At 62.1% G+C, this 22,433-nt stretch carries 26 protein-coding genes and 1 pseudogene; 14 read left to right on the plus strand and 13 right to left on the minus strand.

Annotated features, from left to right (window positions below; genetic code table 11):
* On the plus strand, nt 1-374 hold a 374-nt coding region (locus EN943_RS37620), incomplete at its 5' end, for a hypothetical protein (protein WP_206522750.1).
* Between the two features lie 72 nt (nt 375-446).
* On the opposite strand, the gene EN943_RS12300 is transcribed toward EN943_RS37620, so the two are convergent.
* The 7 genes and pseudogenes from EN943_RS12300 to EN943_RS12330 form a co-directional block, all read right to left on the minus strand.
* Nucleotides 447-1,235: a phosphodiester glycosidase family protein gene (locus tag EN943_RS12300; protein WP_127412831.1), complete on the minus strand. Its 789-nt coding sequence runs from the start codon at nt 1,233-1,235 to the stop codon at nt 447-449.
* A gap of 71 nt (nt 1,236-1,306) precedes the next feature.
* Nucleotides 1,307-2,179 (minus strand): undecaprenyl-diphosphate phosphatase, encoded by an 873-nt coding sequence (locus EN943_RS12305; RefSeq protein ID WP_127412832.1) that lies wholly within the window; start codon nt 2,177-2,179, stop codon nt 1,307-1,309.
* 189 nt (nt 2,180-2,368) lie between these two features.
* Complete coding sequence (locus tag EN943_RS12310) at nt 2,369-2,566, minus strand: hypothetical protein (protein WP_127412833.1); 198 nt, start codon at nt 2,564-2,566, stop codon at nt 2,369-2,371.
* Between the two features lie 186 nt (nt 2,567-2,752).
* Nucleotides 2,753-3,149: pseudogene (locus tag EN943_RS12315) on the minus strand (GFA family protein).
* Between the two features lie 188 nt (nt 3,150-3,337).
* Nucleotides 3,338-4,294: an alpha/beta hydrolase gene (locus EN943_RS12320; RefSeq protein ID WP_127412834.1), complete on the minus strand. Its 957-nt coding sequence runs from the start codon at nt 4,292-4,294 to the stop codon at nt 3,338-3,340.
* 39 nt (nt 4,295-4,333) lie between these two features.
* Nucleotides 4,334-4,819 (minus strand): SRPBCC family protein, encoded by a 486-nt coding sequence (locus EN943_RS12325; protein WP_127412835.1) that lies wholly within the window; start codon nt 4,817-4,819, stop codon nt 4,334-4,336.
* Between the two features lie 338 nt (nt 4,820-5,157).
* Nucleotides 5,158-5,406, minus strand: coding sequence for a ParB N-terminal domain-containing protein (locus EN943_RS12330; protein WP_013532091.1), 249 nt, complete (start codon nt 5,404-5,406; stop codon nt 5,158-5,160).
* A 217-nt stretch (nt 5,407-5,623) separates the two neighbouring features.
* Here EN943_RS12330 and EN943_RS12335 point away from each other — a divergent pair, with 217 nt between their 5' ends.
* Nucleotides 5,624-6,040: an acyl-CoA thioesterase gene (locus tag EN943_RS12335; RefSeq protein ID WP_127412836.1), complete on the plus strand. Its 417-nt coding sequence runs from the start codon at nt 5,624-5,626 to the stop codon at nt 6,038-6,040.
* Nucleotides 6,041-6,055: 15 nt separating this feature from the next.
* Here EN943_RS12335 and EN943_RS12340 read toward each other — a convergent pair whose 3' ends face one another.
* Nucleotides 6,056-7,015 (minus strand): LysR family transcriptional regulator, encoded by a 960-nt coding sequence (locus EN943_RS12340; RefSeq protein WP_127412837.1) that lies wholly within the window; start codon nt 7,013-7,015, stop codon nt 6,056-6,058.
* Between the two features lie 135 nt (nt 7,016-7,150).
* Here EN943_RS12340 and EN943_RS12345 point away from each other — a divergent pair, with 135 nt between their 5' ends.
* From EN943_RS12345 to EN943_RS12390, 9 genes are all read left to right on the plus strand, one after another.
* The gene (locus EN943_RS12345; protein WP_127412838.1) at nt 7,151-7,933 is read left to right on the plus strand and encodes an ABC transporter substrate-binding protein; all 783 of its coding nucleotides are present in this window, start codon (nt 7,151-7,153) and stop codon (nt 7,931-7,933) included.
* A 64-nt stretch (nt 7,934-7,997) separates the two neighbouring features.
* The gene (locus EN943_RS12350; protein ID WP_127412839.1) at nt 7,998-8,645 is read left to right on the plus strand and encodes an amino acid ABC transporter permease; all 648 of its coding nucleotides are present in this window, start codon (nt 7,998-8,000) and stop codon (nt 8,643-8,645) included.
* Nucleotides 8,646-8,657: 12 nt separating this feature from the next.
* Nucleotides 8,658-9,317, plus strand: coding sequence for an amino acid ABC transporter permease (locus EN943_RS12355; RefSeq protein WP_127412840.1), 660 nt, complete (start codon nt 8,658-8,660; stop codon nt 9,315-9,317).
* Nucleotides 9,314-10,078 carry an amino acid ABC transporter ATP-binding protein gene (locus EN943_RS12360; RefSeq protein WP_127412841.1) on the plus strand — a complete coding sequence of 255 codons (765 nt, stop codon included), beginning with the start codon at nt 9,314-9,316 and terminating at the stop codon, nt 10,076-10,078. Before EN943_RS12355 ends, EN943_RS12360 begins: the two co-directional genes overlap by 4 nt.
* An 8-nt stretch (nt 10,079-10,086) precedes the next feature.
* Nucleotides 10,087-11,730, plus strand: a complete 1,644-nt coding sequence (locus tag EN943_RS12365; protein ID WP_127412842.1) for a N,N-dimethylformamidase beta subunit family domain-containing protein — start codon at nt 10,087-10,089, stop codon at nt 11,728-11,730.
* A gap of 1 nt (nt 11,731) precedes the next feature.
* Nucleotides 11,732-13,111, plus strand: coding sequence for an aspartate aminotransferase family protein (locus EN943_RS12370; protein WP_127412843.1), 1,380 nt, complete (start codon nt 11,732-11,734; stop codon nt 13,109-13,111).
* A 10-nt stretch (nt 13,112-13,121) separates the two neighbouring features.
* Nucleotides 13,122-14,051, plus strand: coding sequence for a 3-keto-5-aminohexanoate cleavage protein (locus EN943_RS12375; RefSeq protein WP_127412844.1), 930 nt, complete (start codon nt 13,122-13,124; stop codon nt 14,049-14,051).
* 226 nt (nt 14,052-14,277) lie between these two features.
* A complete protein-coding gene (locus EN943_RS12385; protein ID WP_164778174.1) occupies nt 14,278-14,793 on the plus strand; it encodes a GNAT family N-acetyltransferase in 516 nt (171 codons plus the stop codon).
* On the plus strand, nt 14,790-15,818 hold the full coding sequence (locus EN943_RS12390) for a histone deacetylase family protein (protein WP_127412845.1): 1,029 nt from the start codon (nt 14,790-14,792) through the stop codon (nt 15,816-15,818). Before EN943_RS12385 ends, EN943_RS12390 begins: the two co-directional genes overlap by 4 nt.
* 18 nt (nt 15,819-15,836) lie before the next feature.
* On the opposite strand, the gene EN943_RS12395 is transcribed toward EN943_RS12390, so the two are convergent.
* From EN943_RS12395 to EN943_RS12405, 3 genes are all read right to left on the minus strand, one after another.
* Nucleotides 15,837-17,102, minus strand: coding sequence for a cysteine desulfurase-like protein (locus EN943_RS12395; RefSeq protein WP_127412846.1), 1,266 nt, complete (start codon nt 17,100-17,102; stop codon nt 15,837-15,839).
* Nucleotides 17,103-17,157: 55 nt separating this feature from the next.
* Complete coding sequence (locus tag EN943_RS12400; RefSeq protein WP_127412847.1) at nt 17,158-18,225, minus strand: aldo/keto reductase; 1,068 nt, start codon at nt 18,223-18,225, stop codon at nt 17,158-17,160.
* Between the two features lie 115 nt (nt 18,226-18,340).
* The gene (locus tag EN943_RS12405) at nt 18,341-18,796 is read right to left on the minus strand and encodes a hypothetical protein (protein WP_127258340.1); all 456 of its coding nucleotides are present in this window, start codon (nt 18,794-18,796) and stop codon (nt 18,341-18,343) included.
* Between the two features lie 226 nt (nt 18,797-19,022).
* Between EN943_RS12405 and EN943_RS12410 the strand changes: the two genes are divergently transcribed.
* Complete coding sequence (locus EN943_RS12410) at nt 19,023-19,205, plus strand: hypothetical protein (RefSeq protein WP_127412848.1); 183 nt, start codon at nt 19,023-19,025, stop codon at nt 19,203-19,205.
* 3 nt (nt 19,206-19,208) lie between these two features.
* On the plus strand, nt 19,209-19,373 hold the full coding sequence (locus EN943_RS12415; protein ID WP_023706483.1) for a hypothetical protein: 165 nt from the start codon (nt 19,209-19,211) through the stop codon (nt 19,371-19,373).
* A gap of 60 nt (nt 19,374-19,433) precedes the next feature.
* Here EN943_RS12415 and EN943_RS12420 read toward each other — a convergent pair whose 3' ends face one another.
* Nucleotides 19,434-19,940, minus strand: coding sequence for a DUF1993 family protein (locus EN943_RS12420; RefSeq protein WP_063167831.1), 507 nt, complete (start codon nt 19,938-19,940; stop codon nt 19,434-19,436).
* Nucleotides 19,941-20,078: 138 nt separating this feature from the next.
* On the opposite strand from EN943_RS12420, the gene EN943_RS12425 reads away from it, so the two are divergent.
* Nucleotides 20,079-21,131: a DUF1176 domain-containing protein gene (locus tag EN943_RS12425; protein ID WP_127412849.1), complete on the plus strand. Its 1,053-nt coding sequence runs from the start codon at nt 20,079-20,081 to the stop codon at nt 21,129-21,131.
* A gap of 43 nt (nt 21,132-21,174) precedes the next feature.
* Here the strand turns inward: EN943_RS12425 and EN943_RS12430 are convergent, their stop codons facing one another.
* The gene (locus EN943_RS12430; RefSeq protein ID WP_348630103.1) at nt 21,175-22,374 is read right to left on the minus strand and encodes an epoxide hydrolase family protein; all 1,200 of its coding nucleotides are present in this window, start codon (nt 22,372-22,374) and stop codon (nt 21,175-21,177) included.
* Nucleotides 22,375-22,433 lie beyond the last annotated feature (59 nt).

Genomic DNA, 22,433 nt, shown 5'->3' on the forward strand with positions numbered 1-22,433 from the left:
CCTGGGGGTCAGGCACGTCGGGCGCGGCAAACACCCCCGTCTCTTCCTCCTCCGCCAAGCCGAACGGGCGCGTTTTTTCCCCCGGACCGTTGTCAGACATGGGAGCCAATCCGGCCCTTGCCGCCCTGTTGCCCCTTGCTGTCGGAGCAGAGGCGATCGGTGCCGGCGGCCGGATCACGGAACTGGTGGTCTCGTTGGACGGTTTCTGCAAATCCAGCGCATCGACGCCGGCCGTCGACGAGCAACCGGCAAGGCATAGCGATGCTATCAAAAAACTGACGACGCCCGGAATCCGCATCTGGACCTGTACTCAAAACACAACAGACCGAGGGCAAAACGACAGCCGACGGACAAACCGGATCAGTTATGAATGAGAAATTACCAATAAAGTTTGAATCAAGTTTTTTTCGCCCATACCGCGTGCGGGTAAGCGCGATGGAAACCGGCTAGGATTTTCTGAAAACGCCGATCATCGGCCCGAGATTCCAGTAGTCATCTTTGCGGCCGATGGCAGGCGCAAACAGGCTGGATATCGTGCCGTCGAGGAACAGCGCGTTGTCGCAGCCGAGCGCATCGCGGAACAGACGGGCGAAGGCATGGAAGGTCACCGTGCCGTTCGAAATTGCAAAGACCGCGACGCCGTCCTTTCGCACCCCGACACCGTCGCGGGTTTTCCGCGAAGTGCCGTCGGCCTGGAATTTCGGATGCAGATTGCCGTCGATCACCAGCATCGGCCCCGATTGCGTCGCATAGTCGACGCTCGGGCGCCTTTTCACGAAATCCGTGGTGGCGCGGACCGCGGCTTTGCCGTCGCGCATGTAGAAAATGCCGTTCGGCTGCAGGGAAAAATTGCCGCTTCCCGAACCCGTTTTCACCGAGGCCATCTCCTGGCCACGCTCGACATAGAGGCCGACCGGCGCCAGGTTCGGGTGATACATGCCGGCATTGATGCCAAACAACATCGTGCGCCCGATCGCCTGTTGCGCGGCATGCAGATTGTGCAGCGACTGAAACGGCTTGCCTGCCGCATCCTTCCAGAACAGCTCGAGCTGGTATCGTTTCGGATCGACCTCGCAAACGAGATAGCTGGTCGCCTCGAAGGTGAAGTCCCGGCATGGCGGCAGTGAAGCGGTCCACTGGCCAAATCCCATGCCAAATGCCGCCACCGACGGCAGTGCGCCCTTGGCCAACGCCAGCAGCAACGGCAGTGATTGCAGGAGGGTCAAAAAATCCATGTGCGTACCGGAATCGAAGTTCGAGGTCCGGTACGGATATAGCCCGTTTCAAGCGATACTGTGGAACTGCCTTAGACGAGCCATCCCATCGCCACGCCCAACAGCAGAACGACACCGAGCAGGCCGCGATAGATGACGAACGGCCAGGCCGAGAAACGCTCCAGCACGTGCATCAGCCCCCATATGGCGAAGAAGGCGGAAATCGAGGCGACGACCAGCCCGACGGCAAGGACCGACCAGCCATGGGCGTCGAGATGGACCTTGTGCAGTTCCCAGAGTTCCTTGAGGCCGGCGAGTGCAATCGCCGGCAGTCCGAGCAGGAACGAGAAGCGCGCCGCCTCGGCCCGCTTGAAGCCGAGCCCCAGTGCCGCCGTCAGGGTCGAGCCCGAGCGCGAGACGCCGGGGATAAGCGCACCGATCTGGGCGACGCCGACGAGCAGCGCATCGGTCAGCGACGCGTCGGCCATGCTGCGCCGGTGGCGGGCAAAAATCTCGGCCAGCGCCAGCAGGATCGCCATCGCGATGCAGGCCCAGCCGATCACCGTCAGGCTGCGCAGCGGCGAATTGCAGGCGTTGAGCACGCCCGACAGCGCCACGCCGGCGATGACGATCGGGATCGTCGCCAGCACGATCCAGAGCGCCAGTCGGAAATGCCGGTCGGCGAAATTGCGTCGCGCCAGAGCGTCGAGCGACCCAAACAGGATATCCCTGACGTCGCTCCAGAAATAGCTGACTACCGCGGCAAGGGCCGCGAGCTGCATGGCGGCGGAAAAAGCAGAGCCGGGATCCTGCCAGCCGAGCACGGCCGGCACGATGCGCATATGGGCAGTCGAGGAAATTGGCAGCAGTTCCGTGATGCCTTGCACCACGCCGAGGAACGCCACCTTGGCGAACCCCAGGCCGACGAAGCCCGTATCCAGGCCCTGTGTGCAGATATCGGCCAAAAATCGAATTCCGTGCATGAGAGATCGGAGTTGCGTGGACCGACCATCGGTCAATCCCGGGCAAGCCTTATCGTCATGGGCCGGATAATCAATTTACGGATTTGTAAGCTGGCGCGCCGAGGTGCACGCCGTTCGAAAACCGGCCCACCTTGGGGCCGGCTTGAGGACACAGGGAAAATCGCAAAGCGACTACGGGCAGAGCCAGAGTTTCTGGCATGTCCTGGCGATCACATGCGCCGGCGGCACTTCGGGCTCATCGGTCGAAGGTCGGCGAGCCCGTTCGAGCAGCATGCGCAGCTGTTCGGGACGCACACGATCGCGCTCCATCACAAGAAGGACCATCGGATCGCTCAAAAGCTCGTCCAGGGTGCTGATGCTGTCGTTCATCCGTCGTCTCCTCGAATGCCGTACCCGCGACCCTTAAATAGGACGACAAAGATGGCTCGCCAATGACGCTTTGCCGGCTATCTCGTGTTGATTTGGATTAAATTTTGGCCATGCTTGCGCTCTTCCCTCGCCCTTGGCGCTGCGCGTCGATCTACTTTCTTCCACAACAAGGGGAGAAGGGAAAAGTTAGCCGGGCGGAGGGGCGCCTTCGTATTTCGGCAGGCCGTCATCAAGCACCAGCCAGGGTTGCTTCGAGGCCGTGAAAATATGCATCTGCGGCTTGAAAACCGTGGGATCGTCGAGCGAACCGGTGGTGATGCCGATCATATCAGCGGAATCGCGCCGGGAAAACATCGTCGTGCCGCAGCTCGGGCAAAAGCCGCGCTTGAGATCCGGCGAAGAGTTTATTGTCGCCAGCGGCCCGTCGATCGTGACGTCCTCGATGCGAAACAGGACGCGTGCGTTGAAGGCGGCGCCGATCGCCTTCTGGCATACCCGGCAGTGGCATACGCGTTCGTTGATGGGGGCCGCGTCCGCGGTAGCGCACCGCCTTGCACAGGCATCCGCCCTCATATCTTGCCATTGTCTGGATCCACTGGTGGGAGAGAATAGGCGCGCAAGGTATCGGCGGGGCCGATTGGGTCAATTGAAAAGCTTTGATGCAACGTCATCGCTTGTGCTGATGCGAGTGGGGATGAAGCCATGACGCCGAAAGCCGTCATGGCTGCCACGGAATGCCGGTTACCCGCCAACAGCCGGCGGCTTTGGCGTTCACTCCGTTTCGCCGACGACCTCGTCCCAGGTCTTGACCTTGGTCTGGCCGTTGAGGAACGGCAGCGCGGCGGCCGTCAACTCCGGCGCGAAGAAGGTATCGTAATGGGTGCGGTTGGGCAGTATCGCCAGGCGGTTCTGCGACAGGTTCTCGCGCATCCAGCCGGCGTCCTTCAGCCCGCCGCCGAGCATCTGATAGAACTTGATCTCGTGTTCGGGCTTGTACATATCGCTGTCGCCATAGACCAGCATGACAGGCATCTTCAGCTTGGCGACGTCGGCCGAGTAATCGCGGTTCTGACGCATGAAGCCGCCCAGCGCATCGAGGAGCTTCGGGAACTCCTCAGGATGCGGCGCCACAGCGACGTAGGATTTGTACATCGGCGTGTCCTTCATGAACTCAGCCGCGGCCGCGCTCACCTGTGCCTGCTGCGGACGCATCTCGTCATAGAAGCCGTCCGTGGCGTAGCCGGTCGATACCAGGACGAGGCGGCGCACCGCTTCAGGATGCTGGACGGCCATGCGGAAGGCGACGCCGCCGCCAAGTGAATAGCCCATGACATCGACCTGGTCGTAACCGAGTGCCTTGACGATGGCGGCCATGTCGTCGCCCATCGCCTCCACGGTGAATGGTCGGTCACCCAGCGCGGTGCGGCCGTGACCCTGCAGGTCGACGCCGATGACGGTGCGGTTTTCAGCAAGTTTCGGCAGGATCGGCGCGAACATATCCGTGGTGCCAAGACCGCCATGCAGCAGAAGCAGGGGCTCGCCCTTGCCATAGATTGCATAATAATAATTCAGGCCGTCGATAGGCAGCAGGCCGGACTTTTCCGGTTTCGGCAGTGCATTCGTTTCAGTCGTCATGGCAGGTTTTGTCTCCTCTGCATTGGTGGTGCCCGGGCAGGCAAGCAGTGCTGCGGCCGAAGCAAAAATGGCGAAAATCAGGGTTTTGAACATATCGATCTCCTCTCCTGCCGATATCAAGCGTCATGCGGATCAAAGCGTTTTGGCGAGTTCTTCGAGCTGGTCGGCGCACTGTCCCCAACCCTCGTGGAACCCCATCTTCTCATGCTGTTCGCGGTCGGCGACGCTCCAATGCCTGACCCGAGCGACGTAGCGGGTCTTGCCGTTGCCCTCGTCCTCGAAGGTCAGCGCGACGGTCATGAACGGCTCTTCCGAAGGCTGCCAAGCCTCTGTGTAGGCGTCGGTGAAGACGATCTTCCGGCCGGGAACGACTTCGAGGAAGACACCTGGGTTGGGGAATTCGTTGCCCTCGGGGCTAGCCATGACGACAAGGCTCGAGCCGCCGGCGCGCACATCCATCTCGGCGCGCGGCGTCGTCCACGGCTTTGGCGAGAACCAGCGCGTGATCAGTTTCGGATCGGTCCAGCAGCGATAGACGTTTTCGCGCGGCGCATCGATGATGCGGGCGAGAACCAGTTCACGGTCGTTGGTGGGGGCGATGTCGAGCTTGGTGGTCATGATGGCGTCCCGCGTTTGATCTGGCTTCCGTCCCAAGGACGAGCCGATGAACCACAAACCGACACCGGCCGCGAAAAATGTCGACACCGCCACGACGGGTCCGAGGCGTCACCCACCTTCGTCATCCACGGGCGAAGCAGGAGCGCAACTCCGTCGCGGAGACCCGAGGATCCATGCCGCGACCGTTGTCGAGGAATGCAGGGGAGCAGAATTCCGCACCGTTGTGACGCGTTGGAGTCGCGGCATGGATCCTCAAGTCTGCGCCGCTTCGCTGCGCTCTTTGCTCCGCCCGTGGATGACGAAGCGATAAAACTTCTGCGCCGAGAGAACTGGACGTGTCAGTGGCGCTTGGCTTGCACCAGATAGGCCTCGATCTCGGTCTCGCCGAGCCACTTTGCCGCCTCCAGTCGATGCAGGCCTTCGACGAGTATGTGGCGCTTGCCGTCATGGCGGACCTGGATCGGCGTCTTCATGCCGTTTTCCAAAATGTCCTCGGCCAGATGGCGGACGGTCTCGGGATGCAGCGTCTTCTTGCGCGCCGTCGGCACGTAGATCTCGTCGACCTTGACCTTTTGCACTCTGAGCATGCCGACCCCCGTGGCGGAAACGCCGCCTCCCCTGAGATAGTCCGTTTGATGGAGGCGGCCAAGGGCGCGGCTAACGAATCGTGCGGCTGACGAATACGACGCGCGAAGGTCAATGCCGGTTTGAAGATGCCGGGGACAGCAGACCGTTTGCCTGTCGGCGTGCGTTTCGTTATTGCGTCGGCGCGATCGTCGATAGCCACGGAGGGCAAGAATCCCCATGAGCAAATCTCTCGTCACTTTTGTCGGCGTCGCCCATCCCTGGATGTGCGATGTGATGGGGCACGTGAATGTGCGTCACTACGCGGCGATGTTCGACGATGCCAGCTTCCAGCTTCTCGGTCATATCGCCGGACAGGACGATAACCAGGCGGCGCAAATCGGATGGGCCGATGTGCGCACCGAAATCGACTATCGCCACGAAACGAAAGCCGGTGCGCTCATCACCATCCGCTCGCATGTCGTGAAGATCGGCCGCACCTCCATCACCTTCGAACAGGTGATGTCGGGCTCGCTCGACGGCGTTGTCCATGCATCGAGCCGGACGACCAGCGTGCGCTTCGACCTCGCCGCGCGCGCCTCGGTGGCGTTGGATGAGGCGATGCGAAACCGCGCGGCGGCCTTGCTGATCGAATAGGCCTGTCTCGGCCGGTCAGCCCTGGTAGATACGGTCCTCGAGCGGCGTCTCGGCGATCAACGTCTGTAGCCCGGACAGCAGCGCCTTCTCGGCGCGGTTCATCGCCTTGTCCGGGTTGACCAGCAGGAAGATGTCGATGGCCGGCGGCGCGTCGTAGGGCGGCAGCCGCCACAGCATTCCATCCGCCACATCGCGCCGCGCGACGTGCAGCGGCAGCGGCCCAATGCCCAACCCGGCGACGATCATGCGCCGCACCTCTTCCAGGCTCGAAGACACGCCGACGACATCGGCGTTCAGCCGGGCTTCACTGCGCAGCAGCGCGACCGGCCGCAACGCATCCGAAATATGGTCGGTCTGGAACGATACCGAGGGTTCGTCACGCAGATCGGCCAGCGTCAACCCGGTTTGCCCGTAAAGCCTGTGCTGCGGCCCGCAGAAGAAGCCGAAGAACTCGCGGTAGACCATCGCGTATTCCAGCGCCGGATCGCGTTGGCTGACCAGGCAGATGCCGAAGGAGGCACGCCGCTCCCTGACCTGCTTGGCGACTTCGGTGCTTGCCGCCACCGAAATGGTGATGCTGGCGCGCGGGTAGTTGCGGTGGAACTCCGCCAGCGCCTGATCGAAGAGCGGCGAGACGACATGGCTTGCGGTGGCGATCATCACGTGGCCGGTGACGTCGTCGCTGATGCCGCGCATCAGCAGCGGCAGCTGCGATATGGTGCCGAACACCTCGACGCTCTGTTCGTAGAGAAGGCGTCCAACCTCGGTCAGCTCGAAACGTGTCGCGTCGCGCTCGACCAGCCGCCGGCCGATCCGGTCTTCCAGCCGCCGCAGGGCGTTGCTGACGCTGGGCTGCTTGAGGTTCAGCCGCTCAGCAGCACGCGTGATGCTCTTCACTTCCGCGATGACGACGAACGTCCGCAGAAGGTTCCAGTCCAGATCCCAGACCAGCCGTTCGGGGCGCGGCAAAGCCATTCCTGATATCTATGCTCCCTATTCCCATTATCTATTTGCGCAATGATACCGCAAAGGCAATCATTGAACACAGGAAAGCGTCTGCACGCCTCCCAAGAACAAACCTTGCGCGCCATCCAGAGGACAGGAAATCAGATGAACAGAGTATTTTCCGGCATCGCCCTTGCGGCCCTGCTGCTTGCGTCGACCTTCACGGCTGTTTCGGCCAGGGCCGACGACCTCGAGAAGATCAAGGCGGCGGGCGAGCTGAAGATTTCCATGAGCGGTCAGTATCCGCCCTTCAATTTCGTCAACGACCAGAACGAAGTCGTCGGCTTCGACGCCGATATCGGCAAGGCCATTGCCGAGCGCATCGGCGTCAAGGGCACCATTATCACCACGGCCTGGGACGGCATCATTGCCGGCCTGCTTGCCAACAAATACGACACTGTCGTCGGCTCGATGACGATCACGCCAGAGCGCGAAAAGGTGGTCGATTTCGTCGGACCTTACTACCATGCCGGCCGCGCCGTTTTCGTCAGCGAGGCGTCCAAGGTGCAGAGCCTCGACGACCTCAAGGGCAAGACCCTTGGCGTGACGCTGGGCGAGACGCACGAGAAATGGGCGCGCGAAAAGGGCGGCTGGGACATCCGTACCTACAAGGGTCTGCCGGAACTGCTGCTGGAACTGAGGGCCGGCCGCGTCGATGCCATCGTCGTCGACAACATTCCGGTCATGGTTGCCGTCAAGGAGACGGGCGAGAAGGTCCGCAAGCTCAACACGCCCGATATCGAAGGCGGCGCTGTTGCCATCGGCATCGCCATCCGCAAGGACAATCCGGAGCTTAAGGCTGCCATGCAGAAGGCGCTGGACGAGATGCTGGCGGACGGCAGCTACGAAAAGATCTCGACGAAGTGGGTCGGCAGCGATATCCGCTGATTACTCCTGGCTTCAGGCGGCCAAAGCTGCCTGAGGCCGAGCGACACTCCTGCTGGACCCTTTCATGGATTTCTCCTTGATGCAGCGCGTCTTCCCGTTCTTCGTGGAAGCCGCTCTGGTGACGATCGAAATCACGGTGCTGGGCCTGATCCTGGGCCTTGCGGCTGCTTCACTGGCCGCGGCCGCCAAGATGTCGAAATCGGCAATCCTGCGGACCATCGGCGCGCTTTATGTCAGCCTGTTTCGCGGCACGCCGTGCCTGATCCAGCTCTTCGTGCTCTATTTCGGCGGACCGCAGATCGGCATCAATCTGGAGCCGTTCGCCGCCGGCGTTATCGGCCTCGGTCTCAACATCGGCGCCTATATGGCGGAATCGATCCGTGGTGCGCTGGTCGCGGTCGACCGGGGCCAGACCGAGGCTGCCCGCACAATCGGCTTCAGCCGTTTCCAGACGCTGCGCAAGGTCGTGCTGCCGCAGGCCGCGCGGCTGATGATCCGGCCGCTCGGGGTCAACACGGTTGCTTTGTTGAAGGGATCAGCACTTGTGTCGACCATTTCAGTCGTCGAACTGACCTACACCGCCCAGCGCTTCATCGGCTCCACCTACAAGCCGTTCGAGATCTTCGGCGTTGCAGCCCTGCTCTACATGATCATGGTCTACGCGGTCGCACGGGTCGTCGACCTGCTCGACAAACGCTTCGCCATCGTCTGACCGGAGAGCATGATGCAAGGTTTGGACTTCACCGTCGTCGCGCCCTACTGGGACCTTCTGCTGATAGGCGCCTGGTGGACCGCGGTGCTGACCGTTTCGGCGGGCGCGCTCAGCTTCGTCGGCGGCATCCTGTTCGCGGTCATCGTGCTCTACGCTCCGAAGATCGTGGCCTATCCCGTGCGCGCACTCATGTGGGTGTTCATGGGGACGCCGCTGCTGCTGCAGCTGTTCCTGATCTATTTCGGCCTGGTGCAGATAGGCATCGACATTCCCGCCCTTGCCGCCGGCATTGTCGGGCTTGGCCTGCACTTTGCCGTCTACAATGCCGACATCATCCGCGCCGGCATCGTGGCCGTCGATATCGGCCAGACGGAAGGCGCGCGCAGCATCGGTTTCGGCAAGTGGCAGACGCTGCGCCATGTCGTGATCCCGCAAGCCATCCGCAACACGGCACCGCCGATCGGCGGCAATTTGATCGCGCTGCTGAAGGAATCCTCCATCGTCTCGGTCATCGGCATCGCCGAGTTGGTCCATTCGGCCCAGCTGGCGATCAGCGAAACATTCCGCCCGTTCGAGTTCTACATCACCGCAGCGGCGCTCTACTACATTCTCAACCTTGTGCTCGAGGCGGCCTTGCGCCTGTTTGAAAGACATGTGGAGGCTTCCCGATGAGCACACAGCGGCCCATGGTCGAGGTTCGCGGCGCGCGCAAATCGTTCGGCGCGGTCGAAGTCCTCAAAGGCATAGACCTGTCGGTCGATCGCGGGCAGATCGTGGCGATCATCGGGCCGAGCGGCTCCGGCAAGAGCACGCTGCTGCGCTCCATCAACCATCTGGAATCCCTGGATTCCGGTGAAGTCTGGCTCGATGGCGTGCAGGTCAACCAGAAGCTGCACGGCCAAGCTTTCGAGCGGCACATCAACAAGGTGCGCCAGCAGATGGGCATGGTGTTTCAGCACTTCAATCTGTTCCCGCATCTGACGGTGATCGAGAACATTTCCATGGGACCGATTATCCTCAAAGGCATGGCCAAAAGTGACGCGCATGCGCTGGCGCATAGCCTCTTGTCCAAGGTCGGGCTCGCCGACAAGATCGACGCCTATCCTTCGCGGCTTTCGGGCGGCCAGAAGCAGCGTGTGGCCATTGCCCGTGCGCTGGCGATGCAGCCCAAGGTGATGCTGTTCGACGAAGCCACCTCGGCGCTCGACCCGGAACTGGTCGACGAGGTCAACGCGGTGATGAAACAGCTTGCCGCCGAACACATGACCATGCTCATCGTAACGCATGAGATGCGCTTTGCCGGCGAAGTCGCCGACAGGGTGCTGTTCATGGATGGCGGCGTGATCGTCGAGGAAGGCCCGCCCGGCGACATGTTCCGCGCGCCGCAGAAGGACCGCACGCGCAGCTTCCTCAAGAAATACCTTTCCGCCTGAGTATGACCATGACCAGACCAAACACGGAATTTCCCGATTTCGGACTGACACCCGAGCAGCGCCGGCACGCGGTGCGTGGCCACTATTACGAATGGCCGGGAATGGACCGCGAGCGCGGCGAGATCTGGTGCTACAGCGACCGGTTTTCCTATCGCGCCGGTGAGACGGTGGCGTTGCATGTCAGTTCGACCGCTGCGACGTTCGGCATGACAATCACCCGGGATGGTGGCAGCGAGACCAAAGTGCTCGAGAAATCGGGCATCGCTGCGCGCTGGCAGGACAGTCCGGACCAATGCTCGGCTGAAGGCTGCGGCTGGGAAGCCTCGTTTGAATTCCGTGTCGGGAACAACTGGCCGTCAGGAGCCTATCGAGTCACGCTGACCGCGGACGGCCGCGACGGTAAGCCCATTCAATCCCACCACATTTTCATCGTCAGCCCGCAGCCAGGCCGCAAACCTGGCCGCGTGCTGCAGGTGGCGGCGACGGGCACGTGGCTCGCCTACAACACCTGGGGCGGTTCCAACCACTACCAGGGCATCACCGGGCCGGATCGCAACCAGTATTCGCCCATCGTGTCGACGCAACGCCCCTGGTGCCGCGGCTTCGTCGTGCTGCCGAAAGATGCGCCGCGCGTGCCGCTGGAAGTCGCCGTACCGCCCAAGACGATCCCGCGCTATCCGCACATGGAATGGGCGCTCGCGTCAGGTCATTCGAAAAAATACGCCTCGTCGGGCTGGGCGAGCTACGATAGCCACTTCTTCCGCTTCGCCGAACGATCCGGCTATCAAGTCGATCTCACCAGCCAGCACGATCTGCATTTTTCGCCCGAAATTCTCGACGGCTACGACTGCGCCGTCTTCGTCGGCCATGACGAATACTGGACCTGGGAAATGCGCGATGCCGTCGACAATTATGTCGAGCGCGGCGGCCATGCGGCGCGCTTTGCCGGCAATTTCATGTGGCAGACGCGGCTGGAAGACGAAGGCCGCCGGCAGGTCTGCTACAAATATCGCTCGCGTGCCGAAGACCCGGCCTATCTCCCAGGTGGCGACGTCACCCGCGCCACCAACTCCTGGGAAGCGCCGGAGATCGGCCGGCCGGGATCGGCGACCTTCGGGCTCAATGCGACCCGCGGCCTCTATGCCGGCTGGGGCGGCTGTGCGCCGCGCGGCGTGCGCGGTTTTCCGGTTTACAGGCCCGAGCACTGGGCCTTTGCCGGCACTGGCATCTACTATGGCGACCTGCTCGGCGCCGACAGCCATGTCTATGGCTATGAGGTCGACGGGCTCGAGTTCGAGATCCGCGGCGGCCTGCCCTACCCGACCGCAACCAGCGGCGCGCCTGATGGCCTGCAGGTTCTCGCCGTCGGCATGGCATCCCAGGTCGAGGAAAGCGCCGACATCCCGATCGAGGACCAGTTCCTCACCGACGAGGATGGCCGCTTCACCGCCGAAACGCTGTTCGGCGAGGCGAACGACGCCAATCTGGAAAAGGTCAAACGCGGCAACGGCATGATCGTCAATTTCCCGCGCGGCAAGGGCGAGGTGTTCCACGCAGGAAGCTGCGAATGGGTCGCCGGCCTGCTAAGAGAGGACCCGATGGTCGAACGCGTTACAAAAAATGTCCTCGATCGTTACCTCGGAAAGTCCTGACATGTCGAAAGTCCAATCTGCCGCTCAAGAAACCGAAGCACGGCGAGAATCGCATCTGTTCTATCTGTCCAGCCTGCACCGGCCGCTGATCGACCGCGCTGAGGGCATCTACATGTGGACGCAGGACGGCCGCCGCTTCATCGACGGCTCGAGCGGCCCGATGGTCGCCAATATCGGCCATTCCAACCGCAATGTGCTGGATGCCATGAAGCGGCAGATGGACCGCGCCACCTTCGCCTATCGGCTGCATTTCGAGAACGAGCCGGCGGAGGAGCTGGCGCGGGAACTGGCCGGCAAGCTGCCGGAAGGCATGGACCGTATCTTCTTCGTCTCGGGCGGCTCGGAAGCGACCGAAGCCTGCATCAAGCTGGCGCGGCAATGGGCCGTCGCCACCGGCCAGGCCAGCCGCTGGAAGGTGATCACGCGCTTCCCCTCCTATCATGGCGGCACGCTGGGTTCGCTCTCGATCACCGGCGACGATGCGCTGGCCGAAACGTTCGAGCCGATGATGCGGGTGATGCCGACCGTGCCAGCGCCGAACGCCTGGCGCGACCGCGACAATCTCTCGATGGAACAGCGCGGCATCCGCTACGCCGACATGCTGGAGGAGAAGATCCTGACTGAAGGCCCGGACAGCGTGGTCGCCTTCATCATGGAGCCGATCGGCGGGGCGGCGACCTCAGCGCTGGTGGCGCCCGACAGCTATTATCCGCGCATCCGCGAGATCTGCGACCGCTACGGCATCCTGCTCATCCATGATGAAGTGATGAGCGGGGCCGGCCGCACCGGCAAATTCCTCGGTGGCGACCACTGGAACTGCAAGCCCGACATCGTTGCGCTGTCGAAGGGGCTGGGTTCGGGCTATGCGCCGCTTGGCGCACTCGCCGCACCGATGCGGCTGGTCCAGCCGCTGCTCGACTCGGGCGGCTTCCAGCATGGCCACACCTATGCCGGTAATCCGCTGGCCTGCGCCGCCGGGCTTGCCGTGCTCAGTGAAATGGACCGGCTCGACCTGATCGCCAATGCGGCTGCCATGGGCGACGTGCTGATGGACGGGCTGAAGGGGCTGGCGAAGCGGTTTCCGTTCATCGCCGACGTGCGCGGCAAAGGCCTGCTCACCGGCGCCCAGATGGTTGCCGATCCAGAGACGCTGAGGCCGATCGACCAGACCAAGAAAGCCACGCAGCGGCTGCTCGACCTCGCCTATGAGCGCGGGCTGATCATCTATGGCCGCAGGGTCAAGGGCGGCGTCGACGGCGACAATTTCATGGTCGCGCCGCCGATGATCGTCACCAGGGAGCAGGTCGGCGAGATCGTCTCCATCATCGGCGACTCGCTGGAGTTGCTGGCTGCCGAACTCGACCTGCCGGTCGAAGGCTGAGGCGACAAAGATGGCGCCCAGAAAAGTCATCATCACCTGCGCCGTCACCGGCTCGGTGCACACGCCGTCGATGTCGCCCTATCTGCCGGTGACGCCGGACCAGATTGCCACTGAGGCAATCGCCGCTGCGGAAGCCGGCGCCTCGATCCTGCATCTGCACGCCCGCGACCCCAGGGATGGCCGCCCGACCGCCGATCCGGACGTCTACATGCAGTTCCTGCCGCGCATCAAGCAGGCGACCGATGCGGTGATCAACATCACCACCGGCGGCTCGTCGCTGATGACGCTCGACCAGCGGCTGGCAGCACCGCTCAGGGCCGAACCCGAAATGTGCTCGCTCAACATGGGTTCGATGAATTTCGCGCTGTTTCCTATGCTCGACAAGCCGAGGGAGTGGCTGCATGAGTGGGAACCCAAGCTGCTCGAAGCCACCCGCGACACCATCTTCAAGAACACGTTTGCCGACATGGAGGGCGTGCTGGAAAGGCTGGGCAAGGGCTGCGGCACGCGCTTCGAATTCGAATGCTACGATGTCGGCCATCTCTATTCGCTGGCGCATTTCCGCGACCGGGGTCTGGTGTCGGGACCGCTGTTCATCCAGTTCGTACTGGGCATATTGGGCGGCATCGGCGCCGATCCCGACAATCTCGTCCACATGAAGCGGATCGCCGACAAATTGTTCGGCGACAGCTACCAGTTCTCGGTGCTGGCCGCCGGCCGCCAGCAGATGCCGCTGATCTCGATTGCAGCAGCGATGGGGGGCAATGTCCGAGTCGGGTTGGAGGACAGTCTCTATGACGGCCGCCAACTGGCGAAATCCAATGCCGATCAGGTGCGCCGTATCCGTGGCATTCTCGATGGGCTGTCGCTGGAGGTTGCAACGCCAACCGAAGCGCGCGACATGCTGGCGCTCAAGGGCGGCGACCGGGTGGCGTTTTGAGATGACGGCGTTTGAAAGGGAGACAATCTGAAATGATTGCGTTCCTTCGCACCCCCCTCTGTCCTGCCGGACATCTCCCCCGCAAGGGGGGAGATCGGACTTCCTTTTCGCTTTCACTAATTTCCGACGTCTTAAAATGGGCGACGAGATCAAAATTGCCAATCTCCCCCCTTGCGGGGGAGATGTCCGGCAGGACAGAGGGGGGTGCCTGGGCACCGAACCTCCGATGATTGTCCCCCCGCCCAAAATCCTCCTCCGACCCGGCACTCTTGACGACCTAGACACCATCCACGCGGCGATCCTGAAGCTCGGCACGCATATCGGTGCGCCGGACGAGATCATCTCGACTCCAGACGATCTCCGCACCTACGGCTTTGGCGAAAAACCCGCCTTCTCGACCCTGATCGCCGAGGTCGGCGGCGAATTTGCCGGCCTTTGCCTGCATTTCCCGATCTTTTCGACCTGGATGGGGCGGCCCGGCGTCTATGTGCAGGACCTCTATGTCGAGGACCGGTTCCGCGGCCGGAAGATCGGCGAACGCCTGCTGCGGCACGTTGCGGCACAGTGCCGAAAGGAAGGCGGTGTTTATCTCCGTCTGTCCGTCGACACCGACAATGAAGGCGCCAAGGCCTTCTATGAGAGGCTGGGCATCGCCTGGTCGAGCTACGAACAGACGCAAAAAATCATCGGCGAGGCCTTCTTGGCCTTCGCCGACGCGGCCGAAAACGGGGAGCGGGAATGAAAGCCTTCTATGCCAAGGAACAGAAGCGCCACGACCCCAAGGCCTTTCTTTCGAGCGGGGCGGCGCAGCCCAATCCGGAAAAGCCGGAGCGCGTCGAGAGATTGTTAGCCGGCGCATTATCAGCGGGTTGCACGATCGAGCGGCCACGCAATCATGGGCTCGGTCCAGTCGCGGCGGTGCACACGCCCGAATATCTGGATTTCCTCGAGCATATCTACACGCGCTGGCAGCGCATCGACGGTGCCTCAGCCGAAGTGATCCCGAACATCCATCCGATCGCGCGCAATGGCTCCTATCCGGCCTCGGCGGTCGGCCAGGCCGGCTATCACATGGCCGACACCGCTTGCCCGATCTCGGGCGAAACATGGCAGAGCGCGCTGTGGAGCGCCTGGAGCGCGGTGGATGCGGCCGAGGCGGTGAGATCAGGCGCGCCGGTCGCCTATGCGCTGTGCCGCCCGCCCGGCCACCATGCCTTTGCCGATGTCGCCGGCGGCTTCTGTTTCATCAACAACTCGGCCGTCGCCGCGCAGGTCTTACGCAAGACGGCGTCGCGGGTGGCGATCCTCGATGTCGACCTGCATCACGGCAATGGCACGCAAGGCATCTTCTATGCGCGGCCGGATGTGCTCACCGTCTCGCTGCATGCCGATCCGGTGCGCTTCTATCCGTTCTTCTGGGGCCATGCCGACGAGCGCGGCGAAGGGCCCGGCCTCGGCTACAATTTCAACCTGCCGCTGCCGCGCAAATCCGCCGACGCGGCGTTTCTCGAAGCGCTCGAGGTGGCCTTCCAGCGTATCCGTGCCTTTTCGCCCGACGCGCTCGTTGTGGCGCTCGGCCTCGACGCGTTTGAGGGCGATCCGTTCGGCGGACTTTCGGTGACGACGCCTGGCTTCTCGCGCATCGGCGAGGCCATCGCAAAGCTCGGCCTGCCGACGGTCATCGTCCAAGAGGGCGGCTACCTCTGCGACGAACTCGGCGACAATCTCACGGCGTTCCTCACCGGTTTCGGCGGCAAGGCGCGGTGACCTTGCCCTGACAGTGCGTCAGGAGCGCTGCTGCCTGAGCATGGCGATGACCCGATGCACGCTCTCCAGCGTCTCGTCGATTTCGGCCGATGTGTTGTAGTGGGCAATGCCGATGCGCACGACGCCATGCTCGGCCGGAATGCCGAGCTGATGGACGATCTCCCAGGCGTAGTTATGGCCGGACCACAGGAAGATATTTTCGGCATTCATCTGCCGCGCGATCGTCTCCGGAACAATGCCGTCGACGGTGAAGGAAACCGTCGGCACACGATCGCCAAGTCGCTTCGGATCGGTGATGCCGTGGATGGTCAGACCTGAAATGTCGGACAGACCGTCGATCAGTCTTTGCGCCAGCGGGTTCTCGTAAGCGATCGAGACTTCAAATGCCTTGGCGATCCTCTGCCTTCTTGAACCGCCCTCGCCCGCCGCCGCGCCAAGGTCGGCAAAGTAGTCGACCGCGGCGGTGAGACCGGCCATCAGCTCGATCTGCGGCGTGCCGAGTTCGAACCGCTCCGGCAGGCCATTTGACGAGCAGCGGCACTTGTACGGCTCCAGCGTCTCGATGACGTCGCGCCGGCCCCACAAAATGCCCATATGCGGGCCGAAGAATTTGTAGGCCGAGCAGATCAGGAAATCGCAGCCGAGCTCCTGCACGTCGATCAGGCCGTGCGGCGCGAACTGGACGGCATCGACATAGACAAGGGCGCCGGCATTCCTGGCTATCGCAGTCAGCGCCTTCACCCGATTGATCGACCCGGTCAAATTGCTGGCGTAGTTCAACGCGACCAGTCTTGTCTTCTCCGAAAGCAGACCAGCCAGCGTCGCCTCTTCGATCTGCCAGCTGTTTTCGTCGAACGGCAGCCAGCGCACGATGAGGCCGAGGTCCTCGGCAAGTTGCAGCCAGGGCGATACGTTGCCCTCATGGTCCATGCGGGTGAGGATGATCTCGTCGCCGGGCTGCATCGTGCGGCCGAGCGTGCGCGACATGTGATAGGTCAGCGTCGTCATGTTGGCGCCGATGATGATTTCCTCGGGGCTTGCGGCGCCGAGGAAATCGGCCATCGCCTGATGCGCCTCGTCGACGACAACTTGCGCGGCAATGGTCGTTTCGAAATAGCCGCCAAGATTGGCGTTGGTAGTCAAAAGACAGCGCGACACCGCGTCCGCCACTGCCTGTGGCACCTGCGTGCCGGCAGGATTGTCGAGATAGATGCGGCGGCGACCCTTGTCGGTCAGGGAGAGAGCGGGAAATTTTCTCCGGATAGCTTCGATCGGAAAATTCATTGTCGGCCTTCTCCCATTGTAATCATTGGATATTCGGCCAGCGGCCAATCCCCGTTCAAGGACAGGGATTGCCGACCCGCTGGTGGATCGCATCCACCGCCTTCTGCATTTCTTCGGTCCAGACGACGTCGACGGAAGATAGCGCCATGTCGAGCTGCGAAAGCGTCGTTGCGCCGACGATGTTGGAGGTTACGAACGGCCGGCTTGAGACATAGGCATTGGCAAACAGTGCCGGCTCCAGGCCAAAGGAGCGCGCCAACTCGTTGTATTCGAGCTGGGCTTCGGCGGCATTTGATGTCTCGTAGCGCTGGCCGCGATTGAACAACTGCGTGCGCGAGCCCTGAGGCCGGGCGCCGTGGTCGTACTTGCCGGTGAGATAGCCCTGTGCCAGCGGCGAATAGGGCAGCAGCGACACTTGCTCGCGCTCGCAGACCTCGGCGAGGTTCACCTCGAAGGTGCGGTTGACGAGATTGTAGGCATTCTGGATCGACGCGACGCGCGGCCCGATGCCCTTGTCGGCCTCAGCAAGGAAGCGCATCACGCCCCAGGAACTCTCGTTCGACAGGCCGAAATGGCGGATCTTTCCCGCCTTCACCAGTTCGTCGAACACGGCAAGCGTCTCGGCGATCGGTGTTTCGTTGGCCGGTGCGCCGACAGAATCGGCGCGCGGCGACACGGCGCCGACGCGCGTCGGGTTGGCGCCCCAGGGGATATCCCGCTCCGGCCAGTGGATCTGATAGAGGTCGATGTAGTCGGTGCTGAGCTTGGCCAGTGACTTGTCGATGGCATCAAAGATATCGGCGCGCACCAGTTGCGACGGCCTGTCGCCGCGAAACCAGTTGTTGGCCGTGCGGCCGACGACCTTCGAGGCCAGGATCACCTTGTCGCGGTTGCCCTTGGCTTTCATCCAGCTGCCGATGATCTTTTCGGTCCGTCCCTGCGTCTCCGCCTTGGGTGGGATCGGATAGAGTTCGGCGGTGTCGATGAAATTGACGCCGCGCGAGAAAGCCAGGTCCATCTGGGCGTGGCCTTCGGCCTCGGTGTTCTGCTGGCCCCAGGTCATGGAGCCCAGGCAGATCTGGGTAACAAGAAGATCGGTCCGACCGAGACGGCGTTTGTGCATGGAATTCGGCTCCGGAGGAAGGCTGGCGCGACTGCGCGGAGGAAGCCGCATCTATAGGCAAAGCAGAGCCGCTCTCCAAGCCTCGCCAGACCGACATTTGCGTGAACCAGCCGGGTTAGCGGCGAGCACCGGCCAGTGCACGGCGCTTGGCCTCGTCGATCAGCATGTTGGCCACTTGCATGCGGATCATGGCGCGCTGGCGCAGATGCGGGGCGACACGGTCGGGATGGTTGGCAAAGGCAAAGCTGCGGCGCATGCGACCGAAATCGGCGACCTGCTTGGGCTGGTTGAGGCCAAGTTCGACCGCGATGGCTTCGGGATCGATCGGCGGCAGTTTCTCCTCAGGCTTTGGCTCTTCGCCGGCGAGAGCCAGCTTGGCATGATCGAGCAAGGCGGCGAATTCCGTCGCCAGATCCGCGCCCGCCTCGCGATATTCAGCAGCGGAAACCTTGATGCGGCCGGAATGGAGTTCATCGGCCACCGAAAGATAGTCGAACGGGATGGATGGACGAGCGCCAGCCTCTTCACCCTCGCCATTCTTGTCGGGGGCGATGAAGAGGTCGTCGAGCAACGAAGCGAAATCCCGCTTGGCACCAGTAGCGATGTCAGCCTCCCCCTCGCCCGACCATTCGGGTATCGAAGCATAGAACCGGCTCGTTAAAAATGCATGGCACCGATCTTAACGAATTTAGCCGTCGCCTCGTCTACCGATTGACCCACCGCAATCCCAAAAACAAAGCCGGACTGCATTTTCACGCAGTCCGGAATTCGCCAGGAGTGGCGAGGAAAAACCGGCCATGCAACCAGCATTCGAGGCTACGATGGGCGTCGGCCAAAAGTTTCACCCGGTGGCAGAAAATGGCGAAAAGATTCGCCAAGACAAAAATTCGCCAAGACATGGCAGGTATGCAAATGCTGCACTGCACAATTGTCACGATTCACCTATATTGGCAGCCGTGGAGGACCAATTTGGGGCTTGAATCATGGGTTTCTTCACTGAAATGTTCGCCCGGCCTCGGCCGCAGGAACATCTGAGATATCGCTCGGCGCTCGCGCTGCTTCATTCGATGAGCAATGCCGACCGCGCCGACATCGGGATCAAGCCGGCCGACTTCCCCCGCATCGCCCGCGAAATGTCCGTTCGCTAGCTACGCCGGTGTTCAGGGTGTCCCGGATCGGTTCCGGGACACCTCCAAAAAACTCAATTCCTAGCGCGATCCCAGGAACGTCGCCTTGCCCAACGGCACGCCGTTGTGGCGAAGGATGTCGTAAGCCGTGGTGAGATGGAAATAGAAGTTGGGCATGGCTACATGCAGCAGATACTGCAGGCCGGGCATCGAACTTTCCCGTCCGCCAAGCTTCAGCTCGATGATCTTGTCGTCGGAGCCGTCGAACTCGGCAGCCGAAAATGTCGCGAGAAGGTCGAGCGTCTTCGTGATGCGAGCCTGGACATCGGCAAAACTCGCCTCATTGTCCTCGTATTTCGGCACTTCGCGGCCGGCGAGCCGTGACGGCGCGCCCTTGGCATGATCGGTGGCGATCTGCACCTGCCTGGTCAAGGCGAACATGTCTGGCGCCAGCCGCGCCGTCAGAAAAACCTGCGGGTCTATCTTGCGGTCAAGCGCATTCTGTTCGGCGGTCGCAAGCACATTGGAAAGCGCTTTCAGCCTGGCTGAAAACACAGGCACGGATGCCTCATACATCGATATCGTCACGTCAAATCTCCTGCCCGGCCGAACGCCGGCGGACGCGACGTAGCGCCTTCGCGCGTGATTTTTCAAGTGCGTCGACCCTGCGTCACCACGTTGCCGCAATCGCCGTCGTAGAATCCTCTTATCGAGCGGAGGTTCCCGATGAGACGCGCCCTTTTCGCAGCGACTGCCTTTCTCTCCCTTGCCCCGATCGGCCAGACGCTATTGGCCGCCGACGATGCCTCCAAAGCGCCCTATGTCGACGATCGGTCGAGCGCCGATGCTGTTGTGCGTTCGCTCTACAGCGCCATCAGCCGGCACGAATTCGCCCGTGCCTGGGGGTATTTCGGCGATACAAAGCCAGCAAAGGATTTCGACAGTTTCGTCAAGGGTTATGACGGCACCGACAAGGTCGAGGTCGAGACCGGGGCTGTTTCCGACGAAGGTGCGGCCGGCAGCATTTTTTACAACGTCCCCGTCGCCATCCGCGCCACCGACAAGAGCGGCGGCGAAAAGGTCTTTGCCGGCTGCTACACGCTGCGCCAGGTGAATGCCCAGATACAGGCGGAGCCACCCTTCGATCCGATCCACATCGAGAAAGGCACGCTAAAACCCTCCACCGCTGATTTCGAAGAGGCGTTGCCGCCAAGCTGCGGCGACGGGCCGCCGCCACCGAAGAAGGACACCGCGCTGGAGCAGGCCAAGAAGGCGTTTCTGGCAACCTATGGCGGCCAGTGCGACAAACAGTTCCTGGCCGACGAGCCGACGGTCTTTTCAATCAAATACAAGGACAAGGATGCGCAGCCCGGCGCCCCCGACAAGGAGACGCGGCTGTTCCATTTTTCCTGCTCGGCCGCCGCCTACAATGAAAGCTCGGTCTACTACATGACCGACGAGGTATCGGGCGTGCAGCAATTGCAATTCGCCGAACCCAAGATGGACATCCGCTACGAGAACAATGACAGCAATGGCAAATTGCTGGGCATGACCATCGTCGGTTTCCAGACGTCCGGCTGGGCGGTCAATTCCGGCTATGACGAGGCCACCCAGACGATCACCACGTTCAACAAGTGGCGCGGGGTCGGCGATGCTTCCGACGCCGGCACCTATCTGTTCCGCAACGGCAATTTCTCGCTGGTCCAGTACGACGTCGATGCATCCTATGACGGCGAGCAAAACCCCGAGACTGTCGTCGACTACAACACCGCGCCGTAGAGAAGACTAATCAGGAACGCCGCGCTCGACCTGTCCTTCGCATTCACCTTCTCGATCCAGGCCGCGAACGCATCGGCCGAAAGAAGGCGCGAATGTCCTGCACCAGAAGATTGGGTTCCTCCAGCGCAGCGAAATGGCCACCTCGCGGCATCGGCGTCCATCGCTGGACGTCGAAGACCCTCGCCACCCAGGAGCGCGGTGGCATTGGCAACTCGCGGGGGAAAAGCGCGACCCCAAGCGGCGGCGAAACGCGTTCCCGCGCCTTGAACGCAAGAGGGGAGAGCCGATTCTCCTTGTAGAGCCGCAAGGACGAGGTGAGCGCATTGGTGAACCAGTAGAGGGAAATGTCCGTAAGGAGCGCGTCCATACCAAAGGCGCGCTCTACATCACCGTCGCAATCGCTCCAGGAACGGAATTTCTCGATCATCCAGGCAGCGAGACCGATCGGCGAGTCTGTCAGCGCATAAGCAAGCGTCTGAGGCTTCGTGCCCTGCAGATGGGCATAGGCACCCTCCGTTTCCGTCCAGGCCGCGGCCTTGTCCAGAAAGGCCTGTTCCTCAACGGTGACAGGTGGCAGAGTTGCACCCAAGGGTGGCCGATAACTCCCGGGAATGTAATTGACGTGGACGCCAAGCACATTCTCGGGAAGGAGCCGTGCCATCCAGGCGGAGATGCCCGCGCCGATGTCGCCGCCCTGGGAAGCGAAGCGGTCATAACCGAGCCCGCGCATCAACTGCACCCATAGCTCCGCGATGCGGCCGGAGTGGAAGCCTGATTCCGTCGGCGCCTGCGAGAAGCCGTATCCGGGCAACGAGGGAACCACCACGTGGAAAGCGTCGGCCGGATCACCACCATAGGCAGATGGATCCGTCAGCAACGGAATGATGTGCTCCATTTCGATGAAGGAACCAGGCCAGCCATGCGTGATGATAAGCGGCAGCGGCGCCGGTCCGGTGCCTGGCTGGTGGACAAAATGGACGTCCAGGTTGTTCACCCTCGCCACATATTGCGGCAGCCGGTTCAGCCGCGCCTCTTGCGCTCGCCAGTCGAACCGATCTCGCCAGTAATCCGCAAGGCGCTCAATGAACGATAGGTCGGCCCCATCGTTCCAGCCTGTTTGGATGGGAGAAACTGGCCATCGCGTTGCGTGAAGACGGTTCTGGAGATCCTCAAGTTGTTCGTTCGCAATCTGGATCTTGAAAGGGTGAGCGTCCATCGCCGTGCTTCCGAGCTGTTGAATCATATCAGCCTACACCAGCAAGAGGATATGGGACGAGCCCATGACCACTGCGCTTTGGCCGA

Origin of the sequence: Mesorhizobium sp. M7A.F.Ca.US.006.01.1.1 (assembly GCF_003997935.1) — a bacterium.
Lineage (GTDB): Bacteria > Pseudomonadota > Alphaproteobacteria > Rhizobiales > Rhizobiaceae > Mesorhizobium.

What these genes read in the sequence shown, in the direction of transcription:
- EN943_RS12300 (WP_127412831.1), bottom strand. Translation starts at nt 1,235, where the DNA reads ATGGATTTTTTGACCCTCCTGCAATCACTGCCGTTGCTGCTGGCGTTG.
- EN943_RS12310 (WP_127412833.1), bottom strand. Translation starts at nt 2,566, where the DNA reads ATGAACGACAGCATCAGCACCCTGGACGAGCTTTTGAGCGATCCGATG.
- EN943_RS12320 (WP_127412834.1), bottom strand. Translation starts at nt 4,294, where the DNA reads ATGTTCAAAACCCTGATTTTCGCCATTTTTGCTTCGGCCGCAGCACTG.
- EN943_RS12325 (WP_127412835.1), bottom strand. Translation starts at nt 4,819, where the DNA reads ATGACCACCAAGCTCGACATCGCCCCCACCAACGACCGTGAACTGGTT.
- EN943_RS12330 (WP_013532091.1), bottom strand. Translation starts at nt 5,406, where the DNA reads ATGCTCAGAGTGCAAAAGGTCAAGGTCGACGAGATCTACGTGCCGACG.
- EN943_RS12335 (WP_127412836.1), top strand. Translation starts at nt 5,624, where the DNA reads ATGAGCAAATCTCTCGTCACTTTTGTCGGCGTCGCCCATCCCTGGATG.
- EN943_RS12340 (WP_127412837.1), bottom strand. Translation starts at nt 7,015, where the DNA reads ATGGCTTTGCCGCGCCCCGAACGGCTGGTCTGGGATCTGGACTGGAAC.
- EN943_RS12345 (WP_127412838.1), top strand. Translation starts at nt 7,151, where the DNA reads ATGAACAGAGTATTTTCCGGCATCGCCCTTGCGGCCCTGCTGCTTGCG.
- EN943_RS12350 (WP_127412839.1), top strand. Translation starts at nt 7,998, where the DNA reads ATGGATTTCTCCTTGATGCAGCGCGTCTTCCCGTTCTTCGTGGAAGCC.
- EN943_RS12355 (WP_127412840.1), top strand. Translation starts at nt 8,658, where the DNA reads ATGCAAGGTTTGGACTTCACCGTCGTCGCGCCCTACTGGGACCTTCTG.
- EN943_RS12360 (WP_127412841.1), top strand. Translation starts at nt 9,314, where the DNA reads ATGAGCACACAGCGGCCCATGGTCGAGGTTCGCGGCGCGCGCAAATCG.
- EN943_RS12365 (WP_127412842.1), top strand. Translation starts at nt 10,087, where the DNA reads ATGACCAGACCAAACACGGAATTTCCCGATTTCGGACTGACACCCGAG.
- EN943_RS12370 (WP_127412843.1), top strand. Translation starts at nt 11,732, where the DNA reads ATGTCGAAAGTCCAATCTGCCGCTCAAGAAACCGAAGCACGGCGAGAA.
- EN943_RS12375 (WP_127412844.1), top strand. Translation starts at nt 13,122, where the DNA reads ATGGCGCCCAGAAAAGTCATCATCACCTGCGCCGTCACCGGCTCGGTG.
- EN943_RS12385 (WP_164778174.1), top strand. Translation starts at nt 14,278, where the DNA reads ATGATTGTCCCCCCGCCCAAAATCCTCCTCCGACCCGGCACTCTTGAC.
- EN943_RS12390 (WP_127412845.1), top strand. Translation starts at nt 14,790, where the DNA reads ATGAAAGCCTTCTATGCCAAGGAACAGAAGCGCCACGACCCCAAGGCC.
- EN943_RS12395 (WP_127412846.1), bottom strand. Translation starts at nt 17,102, where the DNA reads ATGAATTTTCCGATCGAAGCTATCCGGAGAAAATTTCCCGCTCTCTCC.
- EN943_RS12400 (WP_127412847.1), bottom strand. Translation starts at nt 18,225, where the DNA reads ATGCACAAACGCCGTCTCGGTCGGACCGATCTTCTTGTTACCCAGATC.
- EN943_RS12410 (WP_127412848.1), top strand. Translation starts at nt 19,023, where the DNA reads ATGCAACCAGCATTCGAGGCTACGATGGGCGTCGGCCAAAAGTTTCAC.
- EN943_RS12415 (WP_023706483.1), top strand. Translation starts at nt 19,209, where the DNA reads ATGGGTTTCTTCACTGAAATGTTCGCCCGGCCTCGGCCGCAGGAACAT.
- EN943_RS12425 (WP_127412849.1), top strand. Translation starts at nt 20,079, where the DNA reads ATGAGACGCGCCCTTTTCGCAGCGACTGCCTTTCTCTCCCTTGCCCCG.
- EN943_RS12430 (WP_348630103.1), bottom strand. Translation starts at nt 22,374, where the DNA reads ATGATTCAACAGCTCGGAAGCACGGCGATGGACGCTCACCCTTTCAAG.